18 protein-coding genes and 1 tRNA gene are annotated in these 21,497 nt (G+C 31.1%); 15 read left to right on the forward strand and 4 right to left on the reverse strand.

Annotation, left to right across the window (positions count from 1 at the left end; all coding sequences use genetic code 11):
* Positions 1-50: 50 nt before the first annotated feature.
* Positions 51-443, reverse strand: coding sequence for an AIR synthase (locus HA141_RS09455; RefSeq protein ID WP_209119123.1), 393 nt, complete (start codon positions 441-443; stop codon positions 51-53).
* A tRNA-Val gene (locus tag HA141_RS09460) sits at positions 414-485 on the reverse strand. The genes HA141_RS09455 and HA141_RS09460 overlap by 30 nt, the downstream gene beginning before the upstream one ends.
* Positions 486-583: 98 nt before the next feature.
* On the opposite strand from HA141_RS09460, the gene mazG reads away from it, so the two are divergent.
* From mazG to HA141_RS09510, 10 genes are all read left to right on the forward strand, one after another.
* The gene (gene mazG, locus HA141_RS09465) at positions 584-1,429 is read left to right on the forward strand and encodes a nucleoside triphosphate pyrophosphohydrolase (RefSeq protein WP_209119125.1); all 846 of its coding nucleotides are present in this window, start codon (positions 584-586) and stop codon (positions 1,427-1,429) included.
* A gap of 7 nt (positions 1,430-1,436) precedes the next feature.
* The gene (gene speE, locus HA141_RS09470; protein WP_209119127.1) at positions 1,437-2,288 is read left to right on the forward strand and encodes a polyamine aminopropyltransferase; all 852 of its coding nucleotides are present in this window, start codon (positions 1,437-1,439) and stop codon (positions 2,286-2,288) included.
* A 1-nt stretch (position 2,289) separates the two neighbouring features.
* A complete protein-coding gene (speB, locus tag HA141_RS09475) occupies positions 2,290-3,171 on the forward strand; it encodes an agmatinase (RefSeq protein WP_209119130.1) in 882 nt (293 codons plus the stop codon).
* Positions 3,172-3,221: 50 nt separating this feature from the next.
* Positions 3,222-4,334 carry a glycine cleavage system aminomethyltransferase GcvT gene (gcvT, locus tag HA141_RS09480; RefSeq protein ID WP_209119132.1) on the forward strand — a complete coding sequence of 371 codons (1,113 nt, stop codon included), beginning with the start codon at positions 3,222-3,224 and terminating at the stop codon, positions 4,332-4,334.
* A 55-nt stretch (positions 4,335-4,389) separates the two neighbouring features.
* Entirely contained in the window at positions 4,390-6,186 is a 1,797-nt protein-coding gene (gene aspS / locus HA141_RS09485) for an aspartate--tRNA ligase (RefSeq protein ID WP_209119134.1), read from the forward strand.
* 75 nt (positions 6,187-6,261) lie between these two features.
* Positions 6,262-7,872, forward strand: a complete 1,611-nt coding sequence (locus tag HA141_RS09490; protein ID WP_209119136.1) for a CTP synthase — start codon at positions 6,262-6,264, stop codon at positions 7,870-7,872.
* A 26-nt stretch (positions 7,873-7,898) separates the two neighbouring features.
* Positions 7,899-8,570: a 7-carboxy-7-deazaguanine synthase QueE gene (locus tag HA141_RS09495; protein WP_209119138.1), complete on the forward strand. Its 672-nt coding sequence runs from the start codon at positions 7,899-7,901 to the stop codon at positions 8,568-8,570.
* A gap of 6 nt (positions 8,571-8,576) precedes the next feature.
* Positions 8,577-9,251, forward strand: a complete 675-nt coding sequence (gene queC / locus HA141_RS09500; protein WP_209119141.1) for a 7-cyano-7-deazaguanine synthase QueC — start codon at positions 8,577-8,579, stop codon at positions 9,249-9,251.
* Entirely contained in the window at positions 9,248-10,567 is a 1,320-nt protein-coding gene (locus tag HA141_RS09505; protein ID WP_209119143.1) for an anthranilate synthase component I family protein, read from the forward strand. The genes queC and HA141_RS09505 overlap by 4 nt, the downstream gene beginning before the upstream one ends.
* Positions 10,564-11,391: an aminotransferase class IV gene (locus HA141_RS09510; protein WP_209119146.1), complete on the forward strand. Its 828-nt coding sequence runs from the start codon at positions 10,564-10,566 to the stop codon at positions 11,389-11,391. The genes HA141_RS09505 and HA141_RS09510 overlap by 4 nt, the downstream gene beginning before the upstream one ends.
* Here HA141_RS09510 and cobA read toward each other — a convergent pair.
* Positions 11,364-12,167 carry a uroporphyrinogen-III C-methyltransferase gene (cobA, locus tag HA141_RS09515; protein ID WP_209119148.1) on the reverse strand — a complete coding sequence of 268 codons (804 nt, stop codon included), beginning with the start codon at positions 12,165-12,167 and terminating at the stop codon, positions 11,364-11,366. The two genes, HA141_RS09510 and cobA, sit on opposite strands and share 28 nt — an antisense overlap.
* Before the next feature lie 57 nt (positions 12,168-12,224).
* On the opposite strand from cobA, the gene HA141_RS09520 reads away from it, so the two are divergent.
* The 4 genes from HA141_RS09520 (at position 12,225) to HA141_RS09540 (ending at position 17,759) form a co-directional block, all read left to right on the forward strand.
* On the forward strand, positions 12,225-13,493 hold the full coding sequence (locus HA141_RS09520; RefSeq protein ID WP_209119151.1) for an MFS transporter: 1,269 nt from the start codon (positions 12,225-12,227) through the stop codon (positions 13,491-13,493).
* Positions 13,493-15,571 (forward strand): polyphosphate kinase 1, encoded by a 2,079-nt coding sequence (gene ppk1, locus HA141_RS09525; RefSeq protein ID WP_209119153.1) that lies wholly within the window; start codon positions 13,493-13,495, stop codon positions 15,569-15,571. Before HA141_RS09520 ends, ppk1 begins: the two co-directional genes overlap by 1 nt.
* Positions 15,572-15,780: 209 nt before the next feature.
* The gene (locus HA141_RS09535; protein ID WP_245157330.1) at positions 15,781-17,112 is read left to right on the forward strand and encodes a sigma-70 family RNA polymerase sigma factor; all 1,332 of its coding nucleotides are present in this window, start codon (positions 15,781-15,783) and stop codon (positions 17,110-17,112) included.
* Between the two features lie 5 nt (positions 17,113-17,117).
* Positions 17,118-17,759, forward strand: coding sequence for a diacylglycerol/polyprenol kinase family protein (locus tag HA141_RS09540; protein WP_209119155.1), 642 nt, complete (start codon positions 17,118-17,120; stop codon positions 17,757-17,759).
* On the opposite strand, the gene HA141_RS09545 is transcribed toward HA141_RS09540, so the two are convergent.
* The gene (locus tag HA141_RS09545; protein ID WP_209119157.1) at positions 17,752-18,819 is read right to left on the reverse strand and encodes a 3-deoxy-7-phosphoheptulonate synthase; all 1,068 of its coding nucleotides are present in this window, start codon (positions 18,817-18,819) and stop codon (positions 17,752-17,754) included. The genes HA141_RS09540 and HA141_RS09545 overlap by 8 nt on opposite strands.
* A 97-nt stretch (positions 18,820-18,916) precedes the next feature.
* Here HA141_RS09545 and acnB point away from each other — a divergent pair, with 97 nt between their 5' ends.
* The gene (gene acnB, locus HA141_RS09550) at positions 18,917-21,490 is read left to right on the forward strand and encodes a bifunctional aconitate hydratase 2/2-methylisocitrate dehydratase (RefSeq protein WP_209119159.1); all 2,574 of its coding nucleotides are present in this window, start codon (positions 18,917-18,919) and stop codon (positions 21,488-21,490) included.
* Positions 21,491-21,497 lie beyond the last annotated feature (7 nt).

Genomic DNA, 21,497 nt, shown 5'->3' on the forward strand with positions numbered 1-21,497 from the left:
TTGATAGCAGCCAATTAATGAAAATAATATTAGTTTGCAAAAAAGTCACATTAATTCTCCAAAAGTTTGAAGCCAGATCCACAGGAACAACGTTTAGCATTTTTTGGTGTTGAAATAAGAAATCCACCACCGCTCAGATCACCGTAATAATCTAATTTTAAATCTCTCAGTAAATTGAACTTTTTTAAATCCGCATATAAAGTGACTCCTTCTGTTCTTGAAATAGGAGATCCATTACATGTACCTGGCCTTAATTTAATATGCATCCATCCTTCGGAACAATTTTTGTCCTCAACCAAATCAATTGACATTTCTCTAGGGGAACCTCCAAAAGAAGATTGCCTAGATAGTTCTGAAGTAGCGCTTTGACTGATTGAAAGATTGACGATCTCAGTCATTAGAAAAATAATAAATGGGCGATCCAGGGTTCGAACCAGGGACATCCTGCTTGTAAGGCAGGCGCTCTACCGCTGAGCTAATCGCCCTTATAATAGACTATTCTAATGGATGAAGTTGAAATATTTATACTAAGTATTTAAATATTTCATGATTGAGGCAAAATTGAATTAATAAAATTTATCCTATGTCCTCAAACGGTAGATATAACTTGCAAAAGAATTCCGATTTAGAAACTATAGAGAACTTTAAAATTTTAATATCTAATATCAAATCATTAAAAGATAAAACTTGGGGATGCCCATGGCAGAAAATACAGTCTCATGAATCGTTGATCCCATTTTTACATGAAGAAAGTAGTGAATTTATAGATGCGATATACGAAAAAAAGGCAGATAACATTTGTGAAGAGCTAGGAGATCTTTTATTACAAGTAATGCTTCATGCTGAAATCGGTTACGAAAACAAAGAATTTAAACTAAATGATGTTATAAAAAATCTAAACACGAAAATTATTAATAGACATCCATATATTTTCAACAAAAAAGAAAAAGTATCTCTAGAAAAATCGCAGCAGATTTGGGAAAATATTAAAAATTCAGAAAAAGAAGCACCTCATATGGAGGCATCGATTAGTAAAAATTTAAATTTGAAAATCAAAAATTTACCTCCAATGGTTGGAACAGATAAAATCACAAATGTTGTTAAAAAATATGGTTTTAAATGGGAGAGTACCGATCAGATTTTTGAAAAGTTAGAAGAAGAGATTAATGAATTAAAGGAAGCAATTAACAGTAAAAATGGTTCAGACATAAAAAATGAATTTGGGGATATTTACTTTACCCTTATGAATCTCTCAAACTTTTTAAAAATAAATCCTGAATCAGCTCTTCAAAAAACTAATAAAAAATTTTTAGACAGATTTTCAATCATTGAACAACATGCAGGAGATAATATTAAAAAACAAACTCCTAAAGACTTTCGACGGCTTTGGCAAATAGCTAAACAAAAACTTAAAAGAAAAAATTCTTAAAAAGAAAATGAATCATGTTTCAACATGGATAGATGAATATCATAATGGCTCAAGATTCGGGCTAAATGGTGAAATTCTAGTTCAGCAAAACTCGAAATATCAAGAAATTATTGTCATTGAAAATGAAAATTATGGCAGAGCTTTAATGCTAGATGGTTGTTGGATGACATCATTAAAAGATGAGAAATATTATCATGAGTGTCTTGTTCATCCAGCATTGAATAGCATTAACAAAAAAACTAATATACTAATTATTGGTGGAGGAGACGGGGGTACTGCAAGAGAATGCGTTAAATACTCTCAAATATCAAAAATTGATCTAGTAGAGATTGATGAGGAAGTAATCAAAATATCTAAAAAATTTTTAAAAGAGATTGGAGGCGAAGCATGGAATGATAAAAGATTAAAGATTCATATAGATGATGGTGTTCAATGGGTAAAAAAAACAAGAGATAATTTTTACGACGTCATATTTATAGATTGTTCAGATCCCTCAGAATTTTCAAATTTATTATTTTCAGATTCGTTTTATAGAGAATGCAAAAGAATTCTTACAAAAGATGGTATTTTAGCAACGCAAAGCGAATCCCCTGAATCCTTTAAAAATATTCACGTAAATATTTTGAAAACCCTGAAAAAAATCTTTAGAGTCTCTAAAACTATGTATTCTTTTGTCCCTATATATCCAAGCGGTATTTGGAGTTGGACCTTCGCTTCTGAAAAAGTCTTAGATTTATCAAAGCAAAATTCCAATGAAGCACTAAGAATAGAAAAAGGTTGCGAAATTTGGAATTTAAATTTTCAAAATGCAGCATTTAAAATGATGCCAAATAAAATTATAAAAGAACTTAATTCATAGAATGATAAAAAATTTATTTGATAACGAAAATTCAATTTTTATGGGTGCGAAAAGAAGCCCTGATAATTGCTCAATTGGTATATTTGGAGTCAATTATGATGGGACATGTTCTTTCAAACCAGGAGCTAGATTTGGTCCAGAAGCTATAAGACAAGTCAGTTCTTGTTTAGAAACATATTGTCCAAAACTAAATAAAGACTTAGAAGAAATTATGTATGTTGATTTTGGGTCAATACTAATTGATAAAAATGATTCAAAGTCCGTTATTGAATCGGTTAAATCAGCAACAAATTATTTAATTAATAAACGACTTAGTCCTATTATGCTTGGAGGTGAACACTCTATTACCAGAGGTGCTATTGAAGCATTAGTAAAAAAATATCCAGATTTAATATTGGTTCAACTTGATGCTCATGCAGATTTAAGAGAATCATACATAGGAAATAAACATAGTCATGCGTGTACTATGAAAAGATGCTTAGAGGTGCTACCTAAAAAGAAAATTTTACAAGTAGGAATAAGAAGTGGGACTAAAGAAGAATTTCAAATTATGCATAATAACAAACAGTTGGTTAACTTTTGTCCAGGCGGAAATGCAAAAGAGTTAAAACAAGCTCTTGTGCCATACTCTAAGTCTCCAATATATTTAACAATAGATTTAGATTGGTTTGATCCTAGTTTATTAGCAGGAACAGGAACTCCAGAACCAGGAGGATTTTTTTGGAATGATTTTGAAGAAATCCTCAAAACTTTAAAAGATTTTAGAATTGTGGCTTCAGATATTGTGGAATTATCTCCAGAAATTGACAAAAGCGGAGTTAGCAGCATAGTTGCAGCCAAAGTACTTAGAAGCTTAATTTTGTCATTAGAAAATATGCAATAAAAAATTTCTAAACTAAAGTATAAAAATACTAAATACAAAATAAATATTTCATGGATTTGCTTAAAAGTCCTCTGTATTCAAAATATGTTCAATCCAATGCAAAATTAGTGGATTTTGCAGGCTGGGAAATGCCCATATCATTTTCAGGATTAATTAAAGAGCATGAATCAGTTAGATCTTCAGCAGGAATTTTTGATATTTCTCACATGGGTGTAATCTCTATTAAGGGAATTAATCCAAAGGATTATATTCAAAAATTTTTTCCTACTAATTTATACTCCTTCTCTGAAGGTCAAGGGCTTTATACTGTAATGCTCAATGATAAAGGAGGAATAATTGATGACCTAATAATTTATGACCTTGGTTTACAAAAAAATGGCATATCAGAATTATTGTTAATAGTTAATGCAAGTAGATATAAAGTAGATTTTCAGTGGATAAAAAATAATTTAAATAAATATAAAATTTCGATAACAAACTTTAAAAAAGACAAAGTACTTTTAGCACTACAGGGAAAAAACTCATTCGATTTATTTGAAGAATGGATTGAATCTTCGATCTCACATATCCCTCACTTTGGATGCGAATTTAAAATTTTTGAACATATTTCGCCTAAAGAAAAAATCTTCTTTTCCAAGACAGGATATACAGGGGAAGATGGTCTAGAAATACTTTTATCTAAAAAAGCAGCAATAAATTTATGGGATTTCTCAATTTCTAGAAATGTTACGCCTTGTGGTTTAGGAGCTAGAGATACTCTTAGACTTGAAGCAGGCATGCATCTTTATGGTCAAGACATAAATGAAGAAACTTCTCCATATGAAGCAGGGTTAGGCTGGCTAGTACATCTAGAAAATAATCATGAATTCTTTGGAAGAACATTTCTTGAAAATCAGTCAAGATTAGGCATTCAAAAAAAGTTAGTTGGCCTCTCTATAGAAGGTAAAGCAATAGGGAGAAAAGGTTGCGCAGTACTTAAAGGTGAAGAAAATATTGGAACTATCACTAGCGGAAGTTGGTCTCCAACTAAACAACAAGCTATAGCTTTTGCATACATAAATACTACGCATGCCTCAATAAATAATGAAGTTCAAATATTAATAAGAGGCAAAAAATTCAAAGGTGTTATAACAAAAAGAGCTTTTTATAAAAAGAATTATTAACAAAATACACCCTTAAAGAATTATTATAAGTTATTGATCAATAAATCATACTTAGATGAGAAACAAAATTTGCAAAGAACTCAATAATACAGATATTGGTAAATTAGTTAATCTATGCGGATGGGTAGATAGAAGACGAGATCATGGAGGTGTAATTTTTATTGATTTAAGAGACCATAGTGGATTCTTACAAATAACAATTAACCCTGATGATGGAGCAAATCTATTTAAACAGGCAGAAACTCTAAGAAATGAGACGGTAATAATGGTTAGCGGAATTATTAATGAAAGGCCCAGAGATTCAATAAATAAAAATTTAAGTACTGGAGAGTTAGAACTTAAGGTTAAAGATTTACAAATTCTCAATCAAATTAAAAAAAACTTACCTTTTCCAGTGTCTATACATGATTATGAAAATACAAAAGAGGAACTCAGATTAAAATATAGATATCTAGATTTAAGAAGGGGAAAATTACTAGAAAATTTAAAAACAAGACATAAGATCATTAAAGTTGCTAGAGAATTTCTTGATAATTTTGGATTTACAGAAGTAGAGACTCCAGTACTTACAAAATCAACCCCAGAAGGCGCTCGCGATTTTCTTGTTCCTGCTCGTCTTTCGAATGGAGAATTTTTTGCTCTACCTCAATCCCCACAACTATTTAAACAACTTTTAATGGTTGGAGGCTTGGACAAGTATTATCAAATCGCAAAATGTTTCCGTGATGAAGACTTAAGGGCAGATAGACAGCCAGAGTTTACTCAATTAGATATTGAGATGAGCTTTGTTACTGAAGAAGAAATAATTTCTTTTAATGAAAGTCTTATAAAAAAAATATGGAAAGAAGTATTAAATATTAATTTTGATAATGCTTTTCCAAGAATGTCATGGCAATCAGCAATGGATAATTACGGCACTGATAGACCAGATACTAGATATCAAATGTTATTAAAAGATTTAGGAAAAGTATTAGGTGATATTGGATTTAATATTTTTACCAAAGCAATTAAGTCTGGAGGTTATATAAAATCCATAACAGTCAAAGGAGGTAATTCAAGTATTAGCAACGTAAGAATTAAACCAGGAGGTGATATCTTCCAAGTAGCTCAAGATGCAGGAGCTGGTGGTTTGGCATTTATAAGGGTCAAAGGAGATGAGCTTGAGACTATTGGGGCAATTAAAAATAATTTAAGTGAAGAGCATATAGCTGATATTTTAAGAATCACAGAAGCAAAAGATGGAGACTTAATCCTTTTAGGAGCTGGAGATAAACAAATTGTCAATCAGTCGTTAGATAGGGTGAGACAATACATCGCAAAAGACTTAAATCTCATAGATAAAAGTAAATGGAATTTCTTATGGGTAACTGATTTCCCTATGTTTGAGATAAACGAAGAGGAAAAAAGATATGAAGCTTTACATCATCCTTTTTGTTCTCCAAAAAATATAAAATCTAAAGATTCTGAAAACTTGAAAAAAGAAATTGAGAGCTCTACAGCAAATGCTTATGACTTAGTTCTTAATGGATTGGAGTTGGGAGGGGGGTCTTTACGTATTCATGAAGCGAACTTACAACGAGAGGTTTTGAAAACAGTAGGACTTACTGATAAAGAGATTGATGAAAAATTTGGATTTTTAATAGAAGCCTTAGAGATGGGTGCTCCTCCTCATGGTGGAATAGCGTTTGGATTGGATCGTATTACCATGCTTATCATTGGCGCAGATTCAATCAGAGAAACCATTGCTTTTCCAAAAAATCAACAAGCAAAATGTCTTCTAACAAATGCACCTTCAAATGTCTCTGAATCACAATTAAAAGAATTAGATATTGAAATAACAATTGATGAATAAGAATATATATGGATGTTCTAAAAGTTTTTTGTTTAAATAAAATATAAGGAGGACGTGCTTAATTAAAAATATTTAATGTCAAAATTTGTATTTGTCACCGGAGGAGTAGTTTCTAGCATTGGTAAAGGAATTGTAGCTGCAAGCTTAGGAAGATTATTAAAGTCTAGAGGATATAGTGTTTCAATATTAAAACTAGATCCATATCTAAATGTTGATCCAGGAACAATGAGCCCTTTCCAACATGGAGAAGTTTTTGTAACCGAAGATGGGGCTGAAACCGATCTAGATTTAGGTCACTATGAAAGGTTTACTGATACTGCAATGACTAGGTTAAATAGTGTGACTACGGGATCTATTTATCAAGCAGTTATCAATAAAGAAAGAAGAGGTAGTTATAACGGTGGGACTGTGCAAGTAATACCTCACATAACTGGAGAAATAAGAGAGAGAATTCATAGAGTAGCCGCCAACAGCAATGCAGATATTATTATTACTGAAATTGGTGGAACCGTTGGTGATATTGAATCTTTACCTTTTTTAGAGGCAATAAGAGAATTCAAAAATGATGTCAACAGGAACGATGTTGCATACATACACGTAACGTTACTTCCTTACATCAAAACCTCCGGCGAAATAAAAACTAAACCAACACAACATTCAGTGAAAGAATTAAGATCAATTGGAATTCAGCCAGATTTACTTGTATGCCGAAGTGATAAATCTATCAATGAAGCTCTTAAAAAGAAGCTTAGTGGTTTTTGCGGTGTCAGTTTCAACTCTGTAATTGAAGCTTTAGACGCAGACAGTATTTATTCTGTACCTCTCTCTTTAAAAAAAGAAGGTTTATGCAAAGAAACCCTGAAGTATTTGGACCTTGAAGATAAAAAATGTGATTTGAAAAATTGGGAACAGCTAATACACAATCTAAGAAATCCTGGAGCTCCAATCAAAGTTGCTCTCGTAGGAAAATACATTGAACTTGGAGATGCATATTTGTCAGTTGTTGAAGCTTTAAGACATGCATGCATTGAACACAAGGCTTTATTAGACTTACATTGGGTAAGTGCCGAAATGATAGAAAAAAATTCAGCAGAAACTTACCTAAACGAAGTTGATGCAATTGTCGTTCCAGGGGGATTTGGCAATAGAGGAGTCAATGGAAAAATTTCGGCTATAAAATTCGCAAGAGAAAATAAAATTCCCTTTTTAGGTCTGTGCCTTGGTATGCAATGTGCAGTTATAGAATGGGCCAGAAATATAGCTAATCTTCCAGATGCATCTAGTGCAGAACTAGACCCAAACACTCCCAATCCAGTTATACATTTATTACCAGAACAGGAAGATGTAGTTGATTTAGGTGGGACAATGAGACTTGGAGTTTATCCATGTAGATTGACAAAAAATACAACTGGGAAAAAATTATATGATGAGGATGTTATTTATGAGAGACATCGACATAGATACGAATTTAATAATTACTACAAACAAAGTTTTTTAGATTCTGGATACAAAATTAGTGGTACATCACCAGATGGAAGATTAGTTGAGTTAATTGAGTTAGAAAATCATCCTTACTTCTTAGCATGTCAATATCATCCTGAGTTTTTATCACGACCTGGCAAACCTCATCCATTATTTAAAGGTTTAATAAAAGCCTCTCAAGAAAAGTTAACTCAATCAAATTAATATTCTTTATTTTTTTGAATGAAAAAATGACAAATTTTTTACCCTTAGTTGAACAATTTCATTCATTACAAGGTGAAGGTTATCACGTTGGAAAAAGTGCTTTTTTTGTAAGATTAGCCGGATGTAAAGTTGGATGTTCGTGGTGTGATACCAAGAATTCATGGGATGAGAAAAAACACCCTTCAATATCAATTGAAAAAATAATAGATCGCATAAAAATTGCCAGAGAAAAAGGAGCATCTTTTTGCGTTATTACAGGTGGAGAACCTTTACAACATAACTTGGATAATTTTTGCAAAGCCATAAAAAAAATGACTATGGGAAAAGAACAAAACTCAATGAAAATTCATATTGAGACAAGTGGAGTTAATTCGATATCAGGAAGTTATGACTGGATTACTTTATCTCCTAAAAGACACTCACCTCCAAAAGATTATTTTTTAAAAAACTGTAATGAAATCAAAATAATCATAAATGAAATAGAAGATATTGAATTTGCTATTCAAATAAAAAAAGAAACTTTAAAACAACATCAACTTTCTAAAAGCGAGGATGGCTTAAAAAAAGAAGAAAAAATTTTTTATTTACAGCCAGCATGGAACAATAAGAATGGGTTTTCTCTTGCTATTGATTTCGTAAAAAATAACCCCGATTGGAAATTGAGCCTTCAAACTCACAAATACTTAAAAATTAAATGAAATCATATGACTCTTAAAAATAAATCGATAGTAGTTTTATTATCTGGAGGTTTAGATTCTTCTACAGTTACTGGTATCGCAAAAAAATCCGAAGCTAAAATTTTTGGCCTTTCATTTGACTACGGTCAACGCCATAAAAAAGAATTAAATTCTGCATCAATAATTGCAAAACACTTTGATATCGAAGAATTTAAAATAATTAAGCTTGACTTGTCTTTGTGGGGAGGCTCGTCATTAACTGATAGAAAAAAAAATATTCCTACAGAAGGAGTAAAAACCAATAAAATTCCTAATACTTATGTTCCTGGTAGAAATACTATATTTATTTCCGTTGCACTAAGTTATGCCGAAGCAATAGATGCTGATTTTATAGGATTAGGAGTTAATGCACTGGATTATTCTGGTTATCCAGATTGCAGACCTGACTACATAAAAAAATTTCAAGAATTAGCAGATTTAGCCAATAAAAGAGGAAGAGAAAATAATCCAATAAAACTTTGGACACCGCTATTAGATTTAAATAAAGAAGAAATCATTAAATTAGCTTTTGACAATCATGTCCCTTTAGATAAAACATGGAGTTGTTATTCGGGTAATTCAAAACCATGCGGTAAGTGTGATAGCTGCAGAATTAGAAATGCCGCTTTTGAAAAATGGCTTAAAAACAATAATAAAAAATGAAAATAAAAAAAATAATTCTAGAAAAATGGATAGATCCAGCACTGATTGCTTATCATCTAACAAAAAAATTCGGAGATAAAGGATTAGCTTGGCTAGACAGTGATGGTAAAGAAAATGGGGAATGGTCAATAATAGGAATTAAACCTAAAAAAATAATTCAATCAAGAGATATTAATAACTTAGACAAAACTAATAATCCCTTTAACAATTTAAAAAATATTGAAAAAGGATTTTGGATCGGATGGTTAAGTTATGAAGCTGGAGCATACATAGAACCAAAAAACCCATGGCGACAATCTGATATGGCAACTTTATGGATTGCATCATATGATCCAATCATTAAATGTAATCTAATAAAAAATGAAATAATTATCGAAGGCACAAACTCAGATGAACTCATGAGTTATAAAAATATAATCAACAATATAAGAACTATTAAAGAAGAAAATATTATTAAAACAAATTTGAATTTTGATTTTTCAAAAATTAATTTGGACAAAATGGCTGAAAAATTTCAGAAAAATATTTTAAAATTGAAAAAATTAATTTCTTTAGGGGATTTATTTCAAGCAAACCTAACAACTAAATGCGAAATTGAATGTTATAAAAACTATAGTCCTCTTGATATTTATTTAAAAATAAGAAGGAAATTAAGAGCTCCCTTTGGAGGAATAATAGTAAATAATAATGATATTTATAAAGAGGCGGTATTATCTACCTCGCCAGAAAGATTTATAAAAATAGATAATAAAAATTTTGTAGAATCAAGACCTATCAAAGGGACTAGATCAAGAGATAAAGATTTAAATCAGGACGCACTTAATGCTATAGATTTAATAACGAACGAAAAAGATAGAGCCGAAAATATCATGATCGTTGACCTCATAAGAAATGATTTAAGTAAAGTTTGCGAAACAGGAAGCATTATGGTTCCAGAAATATTAAAACTTGAAAGTTTCTTAAAAGTTCATCATCTAACTTCAGTAGTCAGAGGCAAATTAAAAAAAGACAAGAACTGGATTGACTTACTAAAAGCTTCTTGGCCTGGGGGCTCTATAACTGGAGCACCTAAATTAAGATCATGCCAAAGACTTTTTGAATTAGAAGAATGCGAACGCGGACCATACTGTGGCTCATTTTTGAAGCTTGACTGGAATGGAGAATTTGACAGCAATATACTCATAAGATCATTTTTAATTAAAGACAAAAAAATCAATATATTCGCTGGTTGCGGCATAGTTATTGACTCTAATCCTGAAGAGGAAACTAATGAACTAAAGTGGAAACTTTTACCATTAATTGATTCACTAAAATGATAGAAACATTTGGCTGGTACAAAGATCAATGGTCAGATATTAATAGAATATTTATTGCTGCTAATAATAGAGGATTAAAATTTGCTGATGGTGTATTTGAAACCATATTGATCAAGGAAAACAAACTTGTTCTTTTTGATGAACATCTGAAAAGGTTAGAAAAAAGTAGCAAAATTTTAAATATTAATCTCAAAATAAATAAACTAACTTTGAGACAACTTATTAATGATGGAATTAAAAAATTATCGCTTAAGAATGATCAATTTGCTTCAGTAAGAATAAACTATAGTCGAGGAACTAATGAGGGTCGAAAACTAACAATTGATAGCACTCTAGAGACAAAAGATTTAGATAATTTATGGCTTGAGTTCTATAGAATAAAACCAAATTTCAATCCAATAAGCGTTTTTATTAGTCAAACGGAAAAAAGAAATGAATTCAGTCTTATTAGTAAATGCAAAACATTTTCATATAATCAAGCAATACAAGTTTTGACAGAGGCTAATGAAAAATCATTTGATGATTCTATTCTGTTGAATACGTCAGGCGAACTTTGTTGTGGAAGTACTTTTAATCTTCTAATTAGAAGAAATAATCAATGGATAACACCAAGAAAAGAGAGTGGCTGTTTAGAGGGGATAATGGTTTCTAAAGCTTTAGAATTAAAAATTGTAAAAGAGGAATTAATATCTCCAAAATTTCAAAATGATGACATAGTAATTGCAATAAATAGTTTATCTTGCAGACAAATTAATCAAGTTAATAATTTAAAACTTAAACCTAAATTCGATCCAATTTACTTTTGGGATTTATTATATAATTGAACTTTATTAATATCTGGTAAGTAGACATCGGATACTTTAGTTATATTGTTGTTGACCTTAAATTCAACAATTTTTCCAATAATGATAATTGATGGAGCTAAAAATTCTTTATCTTTGATTTTATCTGCGAGATTATCTAATTTCTCTATGAAACATTTTTGATTTTTCAAAGTAGCTTCTTGAATTACAGCACATTTTGTATCCTTACATAAACCACCTAAAATTAATTCTTCAACAATAAATTCAATATTTTTTATACCCATAAAAATAACTAAACTATCTGAAGATTTGGCTAAATCTCTCCAATTCACTTTCTTTTTTTCCTTATCTACATGCTCATGTCCAGTGACGAAAGTTACAGAACTAGCAGCATCTCTATGGGTCAGTGGAATACCAAAATATGTGGAAGCAGCAATCCCAGAAGTAATACCGGGTACTATTTCAACTGAAATTCCACTTTTTTCTAAAATCGATACCTCTTCACCACCCCTAGAAAAAACGAATGGATCTCCCCCTTTAAGCCTTACAACATTCTTACCTTCTTTAGCCAATTGCAAAATAAGAGCATTAGTTTCAGCCTGAGGTACAGAACACTTTCCAGCTCTTTTTCCGACATGATAAATTTCTGTATTCTTTCCAGCTTCATTAATTATTTCATCTGGAATTAGTGCATCATGCACTAATGCATCACAATTTTTTATTAAACGTAAAGCTTTAAGAGTTAAAAGCTCGGGATCACCAGGACCTGCTCCAACTAAATAAACGATACCAGACACATTAATCTCCATTAACAAGTATGGTAGTAGAAGTTAAACGCAATGAAGGTAAATATTGTGAAAGAAAGTTTATTGAAACCAAATAAAAAATTTACTCTCCTAAGTGCTTTTGTAACTCTTCTAAATGATCGATTAAGTGAAAGTATACTTTTGCCTATTTTACCTTCTTTTGTTTTACTGTTTGACTCTAAAGCCAGTACATATGGCTTATTATCGTGTACTTATCAACTAGCTCAATTTACAGCTTCCCCTTTTATCGGACTTATGAGTGATAGATACGGCAGAAGGCCTGTCACTCTTTTTTGTATTACAGGCTCAATAATTGGAATATCAATATTATCTTTTACGGTTCTTTTTAACTGGTCAAATTCAATAGCCTCTATACCTTTATTTTTCTTATTCCTTGCGAGACTTATTGACGGCTTAAGTGGGGGAACTGCAGCTACTGCAACAACCATTCTTGCAGATATTTCAACCCCTGAAAAAAGAGCCAAGACATTTGGTCTTATTGGTGTAGCTTTTGGATTAAGTTTTTTCTTAGGAAATATTTTTGTTGTAATTTTTGCAAAAAATACAAATAATAATTTTATTATTCCTGTTTTGATAGCCTCAATCATTCCAATAATAAATTTTCTCCTAGTATTTTTTTACTTACCAGAAACGAAACCTAATAATGCCTCTAATAATTCAAAAACTTTTTTTAAAAACCCTTTAAAAGAGCTATTTAAAGTTTTCAAAGAAGAAAAGATTAAAAAATTATCATTAGCTTTTTTTATTTACTTTATTGCTTTTACTGGATTAACCAATATCTTGATATTTTTCCTTCAAGAATCTTTGGGCTGGACGACAAAAGCATCAAGTGGAACTCTTGTGGTAGTAGGAATTATTGCAATTATTGTTCAGGGAGGACTGATTGGGCCTCTAGTAAAGCAATTTGGAGAAATGAGATTAACTCTAATTGGATCAAGCTTCATTCTTGTAGCATGCTCACTTTTAATAACTGCTCCAAAAGAAAATGCAATAATTAATATTTATTCAGCTGTTTCATTCTTAGCCGTTGGAGCTGGATTAATTACACCTACCTTAAGAGCATTAATATCAAAGAAATTAGACGTTGATAAACAAGGCTCGATTCTAAGTAACCTTCAAGGCCTTCAAAGTCTTGGAGGTGTTTTAGGAATTGCAATGGCTGGAAAAGTATATGATAGTTTTGGCCCTAAATCCCCTTTTATAGCAGGTTCCATTATCTTAATTTTCATGATATACCTTATTGCAGAGGGTAAAAATAATAATTCTTTGAACAAACAAAAATCAAAAGTTATTTAATGAAAAGCCAAGCTAATGTTTTTATAAATAGAGAATTAAGTTGGATTGAATTCAATAAAAGAGTACTCCTAACTGGCATGGAAAAAGAGTACAAAATTCTAGATCAAGTAAAATTTTGTTCGATTTTTAGCAATAATCTTGATGAATTTTATATGGTAAGAGTAGCTTCATTAAAAGCTCAAGTTGAAGCAGGAATTACAAAAACAAGTATTGACGGACTCAGCCCTAAAGAGCAATTAACAAAAATAAACAAAGAAGTAAAAAATTTAACTGACCTTCAAGAAAACTTTGTAAATGATTTAGTAAATAATAAACTAAAAAAGCAGGGTGTATTTTTAAAAAATTATAAGGACCTAACTGAAAATCAAAAAAATTGGTGTAATAACTTCTTCACTTCATCTATATTTCCTTTATTAACACCATTAGTTGTTGATCCAGCACATCCATTCCCATTTATAAGTAATTTAAGCCTAAACATAGCAGCTTTAATTAAAGATAGGGAGGATACGAAAAATCAGTTTGTCAGAATAAAAATACCAACAAAAAATATTAATCGATTTATACAAATTCCCAATGAAATCATTCAAAGTAGTGATGAAATTTCTCACTTTTTCATAAGTGTTGAAGATTTAATTGGGAATAACATAAATGCATTATTTAACGGAATGGAATGTATAAATTACTCTTTTTTTAGAGTAACTAGAGATGCAGATTTAGAATTAAAAGAACTTGAAGCTGATGATCTTCTCTTAGCAGTTGAAAAAAGCTTACAGAAAAGAAGATTAGGAGGAGACGTAGTTAGATTAGAAGTTAAATCAGATATTCCACAAAACATTCTCAAATTACTTATTGAAAGTATCTCAATACAAAAAGAATATATATACTTTTGCAAAAGTTTATTAGGCCTTGACGATTTAAATCAGCTGACAAAGATTAATAGAGATGACTTAAAAGAAAATCTGCTAATTGGGAAAACTCATCAGGATTTAAAAAATTTAGATTCGCCTTCAAACAAAAATTTAAATTCTATTTTCAAAATAATTAGGAAAAAAAATATTCTGCTTCATCATCCTTACGATTTATTTAAAACTTCAGTTGAAGAATTTATTAACAGGGCAGCTGATGATCCGCTTGTGATGGCTATAAAAATTACTTTATATAGAGTTTCAAAAGATTCACCTATAATCTCGGCTCTAATGAGAGCAGCAGAAAATGGGAAAGAAGTAATGACTCTTGTTGAACTAAAAGCAAGATTTGATGAGGATAATAATATTCAATGGGCAAAACAACTTGAACAAGCTGGAATTCATGTTGTATATGGAATCATAGGATTTAAAACACATACAAAAATTGCTTTAGTAGTTAGAAAAGAAAAAGGACGATTAAGAAATTACTTTCATATTGGGACAGGGAATTATAACTCTAATACTTCGAGATTTTATACAGATTTAGGATTACTTTCAACTGATCCTGATATTGCTTCAGATTTACTTGAGTTATTTAATTACTTATCAGGATTTTCTAAACAAAAACGATATAAAAAGTTATTAGTTTCTCCCTCATCGATGAGAGAGAAATTTATTTTTCTCATAAAAAGAGAAATTAAAAATGCAGAAGAAGGAAAAAAAGCTGAAATAATTGCAAAAATGAATTCTTTAGTAGACCCGGAAATAATTAAACTTCTTTATTTAGCTTCTAACGCAGGTGTAAAAATTAGTCTTATCGTAAGAGGTATTTGTTGTTTATACCCACAAAGAAAAAATTTAAGTGAAAATATTCAGGTTATAAGCATTATTGGACATTTTCTTGAACACTCAAGAATTTTTTGGTTTTGCAATGATAATGATCATGAAGTTTTTATTGGTAGTGCAGATTGGATGAGAAGAAACCTTGATAGAAGGATAGAAGCTATTACTCCAATAGAAGAGTATGAATTAAAAAATCAAATACACACGCTTTTACAAATCTACATTAAAGATGATTACTATTCTTGGATCATGAAAGAGGATGGTTCTTACTCAAAATATAAATTAGATGTAGCAAATAATCGTTCGCAAATTGACCTCATAAAAAAATAAATAAAATATTGATTTTTATAACATTTTAAAAAAAACTCAAAATTTTAGAAATTTTTATATTCTTATAAAACCCCCTCGTATCAGTTGATTTTAAGGAATTTTGATAAAATAAATTTTTTTTGTCTTTAAAGTTTCAACGTAAAAGTAGTTTTTATTTCAATTTCAGTGCTAGTTTTTTAAAAAATCCATTATTTAAGGAGGCCAGGGTGATGGGGATCCCTCTGGAATCTGCAAAGAGCTCTTCAAGTAATATTGATGAGCCTAGATTACCAAACACTGCGGGTAAATCTCGCAAAACAAAATCAGATTTAAATGACTCTTCTAAGAGTTCTTCGATAAATAACTTAGAGGAACCTAAGTTACCTATTACTGGAAATGAATCTCGAAGTAAAAAATCTCGATCAACTTCAAATCAAAGCCAAAAAAGATCAACACGATTTGTAACAGATTCTATTGGTTATTACTTATCTAGTATTGGAAGAGTACCATTATTAACTGGTGAAGATGAGATTGATTTAGCAAAAAAGGTTCAAACCTTAAAAATGCTTATCAAGTCAGTAACAGAAAACAATGAGCTTTCTGAAGCATTAGCTGTCAAAAGTGATTTTAATATTAAAGAAAATATAAGTGATAAAAATACAGAAAAAGAGGCTGATCCTGAAAAATTGTTTAAACATGATTTAGAGAATAGTATTTATGCAGGCAAAGAAAACTTTAGTAAGATAGAAAGCCAATCGAAAAATAGTTTTGCAAAATTAATTTCTTGCCTTGAAAGATATTTTAAAAATTACAATAAAAATGATGAATGGAAACAATTGAAAAGAGGTTTAAAAGCCAGAAATAAAATGATGGAAGCTAATCTAAGACTCGTTGTATCCGTCGCAAAGAAATATCAAAACCAAGGCTTAGAATTATTAGATTTAATACAAGAAGGAACAATTGGTCTTGAGAGAGCTGTAGACAAGTTTGACCCAAAAATGGGATATAAATTTTCTACTTATGCCTATTGGTGGATTAGGCAAGGAATGACTAGAGCTATTGATAATAGTGCTAGAACTATAAGACTACCGATTCACATTAGTGAAAAACTTTCAAAGATGAGGAGAGTTACTAGAGACTTATCCCATAAACTTGGTAGACAACCAAGCAGACTAGAAATGGCAACAGCCATGGGAATTGAACAAAAAGACTTAGAAGACTTGATTTCTCAAAGTGCACCTTGCGCATCCCTTGATGCTCATGCAAGAGGAGAAGAAGATCGAAGCACTCTTGGGGAACTTATTCCTGACCCGAATAGCGAAGATCCTATGGAAGGAATGGATCGATCTATTCTTACAGAACATTTAAGCACTTGGCTTGCTCAATTAAATGAAAGAGAACAAGAAATTATGAAAAAAAGATTCGGCTTAGATGGAACGGAAGAATCCACTCTTGCAGCAATAGGTAAAGATATTGGTGTATCTAGAGAAAGAGTTAGGCAATTAGAAGCAAAAGCCCTGAAAAGGCTGAGAATGATGTCAAATTATGATAAGGCAGCCTAATTAAATTGTTAAAATTTATAATAGTTTTACTATATTTATTTTCAATTTTTTTAATCTCAATAGTTTTTAAAAAATTTAATGAAAATAGTAGAGAAATTGTTAGAAAAATAATACATATTGGAATAGGGCCTTTAATACCAATTGCACAATTTCTAAAAATTGATCAAAATTCAGCTCTTATTTTTACAGGAATTGTTTCATTCATGGTTTTTATCAATTACACCTATAAATTATTGCCAACAATTGAAGATATTGAGAGAAAGAGCTATGGAACATTATTTTATTGTCTAAGTTTATTTATTTTGATTTATCTTTTCTGGGATAAAGATCCATATGCATTAATTACTGGATTTTTTATAATGACTTTTGGTGACGGATTAGCTGGGTTAATTGGAAAAAGCATTAACTCAAAGAGTTGGGTTTTGTTTAACCAAAAAAAATCATTATTTGGCACTATCACAATGCTTTTAACAAGCTTAATAGTAGTTTGCTCAATAGGATACACCCAACAAAGTGGATTAAATTTAAATTATTTTACAATAGCTTTTTTTGCGACTTTGCTAGAACAATTCAGTGTTTTAGGAATAGATAATTTCATTGTTCCAATCTCATCAGCATTATTTTTTAATTTTTTTATAACTAACTAAGTGAACCGTATAAAATAGCCAGTAATTTTTTTGTAGTTTCAATATCTATGCATGCATCTGTGATACTTCTACCAAACTGGAGATCCTCTTTTTTTAAAAGTTTTTGATTCCCTTCCTTCAAATGACTTTCTAACATAACTCCTAAAATATTTTTTTCACCATTACTTATCTGAGAAGCTATGTTTTTTAGCACTTCCGACTGTTTTCGGAAGTCTTTATTGGAATTTCCATGACTACAATCAATCATCACTTTATGTGGAAGATTACATTGCCTCAATTCAGCTGAAATTCTTTTGACATGTTCACTCTCAAAATTTGGACCTTTTGAACCACCCCTTAAAACTATATGTCCATCTGGATTTCCTGTAGTGTTTACAATAGAAGCCATTCCATTTTCATTTACACCTAAGAAATGATGGGATTTTGAAGCTGACTGCATTGCATTGATTGCAGTAGTGAAAGAACCATCAGTTCCATTTTTAAAGCCTATAGGCATTGATAATCCAGATGCCATTTCCCTATGAGTTTGACTTTCAGTAGTCCGCGCACCTATGGCCGTCCAACTTATTAAATCGGCAATATATTGGGGAACAATTGGATCTAGTAATTCTGTAGCAGAAGGTATGCCCCGAGTGGCTAGATATGAAAGCAAACTTCTCGCCCTTCTTAAACCAGTATTTATATCATAAGAATCATCTAGATGAGGATCATTTATCAATCCTTTCCAACCAATAGTAGTTCTTGGCTTCTCAAAATATACTCTCATGATTATTTCTAATTTATCATTATAAATTTCTCGAAAGTTTTGAATATATTTTGAATATTCCTTTGCCGCCTCTAGATCATGAATTGAACATGGACCAACAATGACTAAAAGCTTTTGGTCATTATGATGCAAAATATTTTGTATCGATCTTCTGGTTTTAGATACTGTATTAGCGGAGGCGTGATCTAAAGGTATATCATTATGTAATCTGCTTGGAGGTATTAATGGACGCGTTTCAACAACATGTAAATCTGATGTCTTTTCTAAAGCTGAATTATTTGATGATGTCGTCATTGATTAATTAAGAAGTTTGAATATTTAAAAAAGCATTTATGAATACTCTCCTTTTCAATATTAAAAATAACAATAGATTAGGCATTAAACCTTACTAATGAAGAATTTGGAAACATTGCTAAAAGATTATTCAGATCACGTAGCTGAGAGAGCTGCCAAAGGCATACCTCCTTTACCTTTAAATGCTGAGCAAACAAATTGTGTTACAAAATTATTAGAACAAGATAGTAATTACGATTCATCTTATTTACTTGATTTGCTTATAAATAGAGTACCACCAGGAGTTGATGAGGCTGCTTATATAAAAGCAAGCTGGCTTACAGCTATTGTTAATTCCGAAAAATATTGCAAATTAATTAATCCTGAAAAAGCAATTGAAATACTAGGGACAATGATAGGAGGTTATAACGTAAATTCTTTGGTTGAAGTACTTAAAAGAAAAGATAGTTTACTTGCTAAAAAAGCGTCAGAAGTTTTAAAAAATATTATTCTTGTTTACGACTCAGCTAATGATATTTATGATTTATCTCAAAATAATATTTATGCAAAAGAGGTTGTAAATAGCTGGGCAGATGCAGAATGGTTCAAAAATAAAAAAGTTCTGGAGAAAGAGATTACTTGTTTAGTATTTAAAGTTGACGGTGAGACAAACACAGACGACTTATCTCCAGCTGTACATGCAACAACACGCCCAGATATTCCAATGCATGCATTAGCTATGTTGGAATTTAAAAAACCTGATGGACTAAAGATTCTTGATAATTTAAAAAAACAAAATTTACCAATAGCTTATGTTGGAGATGTTGTTGGAACAGGGAGTTCTAGAAAATCTGCTATTAATTCACTCATTTGGCATATAGGAGAAGATATCGATTTTGTTCCCAACAAAAAAACAGGTGGAATAATAATTGGCAGCAAAATAGCCCCAATTTTCTTCAATACTGCACAAGATTCAGGAGCTTTACCTATAGAAGCTGACGTATCTCAAATGAAAACAGGAGATGTTATTAAAATATATCCCTATGAAGGCATTATTAAAAAAATTGAAAAAGATTCAAATACTGAAGAATTAATAAGCAAATTCGAGTTATATCCATCAACTCTTACTGATGAAATTCAAGCTGGCGGAAGAATTAATCTTATGATTGGAAGATCTCTTACGGACAAAATTAGAAACAAATTAGATTATCAACCAAGTGAAATATTTACTAGACCACAAAATCCAACCGAAAGTAGTTCCGGATTTACTCAAGCTCAAAAAATAGTAGGCAAAGCATGCGGTTTAGATGGAGTTAGGCCAGGAATGACCTGTGAGCCAATTATGACCACAGTTGGTAGTCAAGATACTACTGGGCCAATGACTAGAGATGAATTAAAAGAACTAGCTTGTTTAGGATTTACTGCAGATTTAGTGATGCAAAGTTTTTGTCATACAGCTGCATATCCTAAGCCAGTAGATCTACTTACCCATAAAGAATTACCTGATTTTATATCTCAAAGAGGTGGAGTAGCTCTTAAACCTGGAGACGGCATCATTCATAGCTGGCTTAACAGAATGCTTCTCCCTGATACTGTTGGCACAGGTGGAGATAGTCATACAAGATTCCCTCTTGGCATTTCATTTCCTGGAGGCTCAGGCATTGTTGCATTTGCCGCTGCAATAGGATCAATGCCATTAAATATGCCGGAATCTGTGCTGGTTAAATTTAAGGGAGAATTATTACCGGGAATTACTCTTAGAGATTTAGTTAATGCAATCCCTCTCTTCGCAATTAAAAAAGGACTATTAACTGTTGAGAAAGAAAATAAGAAAAATATATTCAACGGGAAAATTATGGAAATTGAGGGATTACCAAACCTAAAACTTGAACAAGCTTTTGAACTTACTGATGCTACTGCAGAACGCTCATGCGCTGGTAGCACAATACTTTTATCCCAAGAAACTGTTCAAGAATATTTAAAAAGCAATATTTGCCTGCTAGAAAAAATGATCGAGAGCAATTATGAAGATTCAAAATCGATTTCAAGAAGAATAAATGATATGAAAAATTGGTTAAAAAAACCATCATTAATTCAACCAGATTCAAACGCTCAGTATGAAGAAATCATTGAAATTGATTTAGCAAAAGTAAAACAACCTATAGTTGCTTGCCCTAATGATCCAGATAATGTAAAAGAAATCACTGATGTTGCAAATACAAATATTGACGAGGTTTTTATAGGTTCTTGCATGACAAATATTGGTCATTACAGGGCAGCTGCAAAAGTTCTTGAAGGAGTACAAAATTTAAAAGCTAAATTATGGATTTGTCCACCAACAAAGATGGATGAAGAAACTCTAAAAGCTGAAGGCTACTATAAGATATTTGAAGATTGTGGTGCAAGATTAGAGTTGCCAGGCTGTTCTTTATGTATGGGAAATCAAGCTAGAGTTGATGAAGGTTCTGTAGTATTTTCTACCAGTACAAGAAATTTTGACAATAGACTTGGCAAGAATGCGCAAGTATTTTTAGGGAGCGCAGAATTGGCAGCAGTTTGTGCACTGGTTGGAAAAATACCTGAAATAGAAGAATATCAGGATATTACTAAAAATAAAATTAATCCATATTCAGATGAACTTTATCGCTATCTTCAATTTGATGAAATACACGATTTCAGCTTGACAAAGTAATCATGGA

The sequence above is a fragment of the Prochlorococcus marinus XMU1402 genome (genome assembly GCF_017696205.1).
GTDB lineage: Bacteria > Cyanobacteriota > Cyanobacteriia > PCC-6307 > Cyanobiaceae > Prochlorococcus_A > Prochlorococcus_A marinus_AC.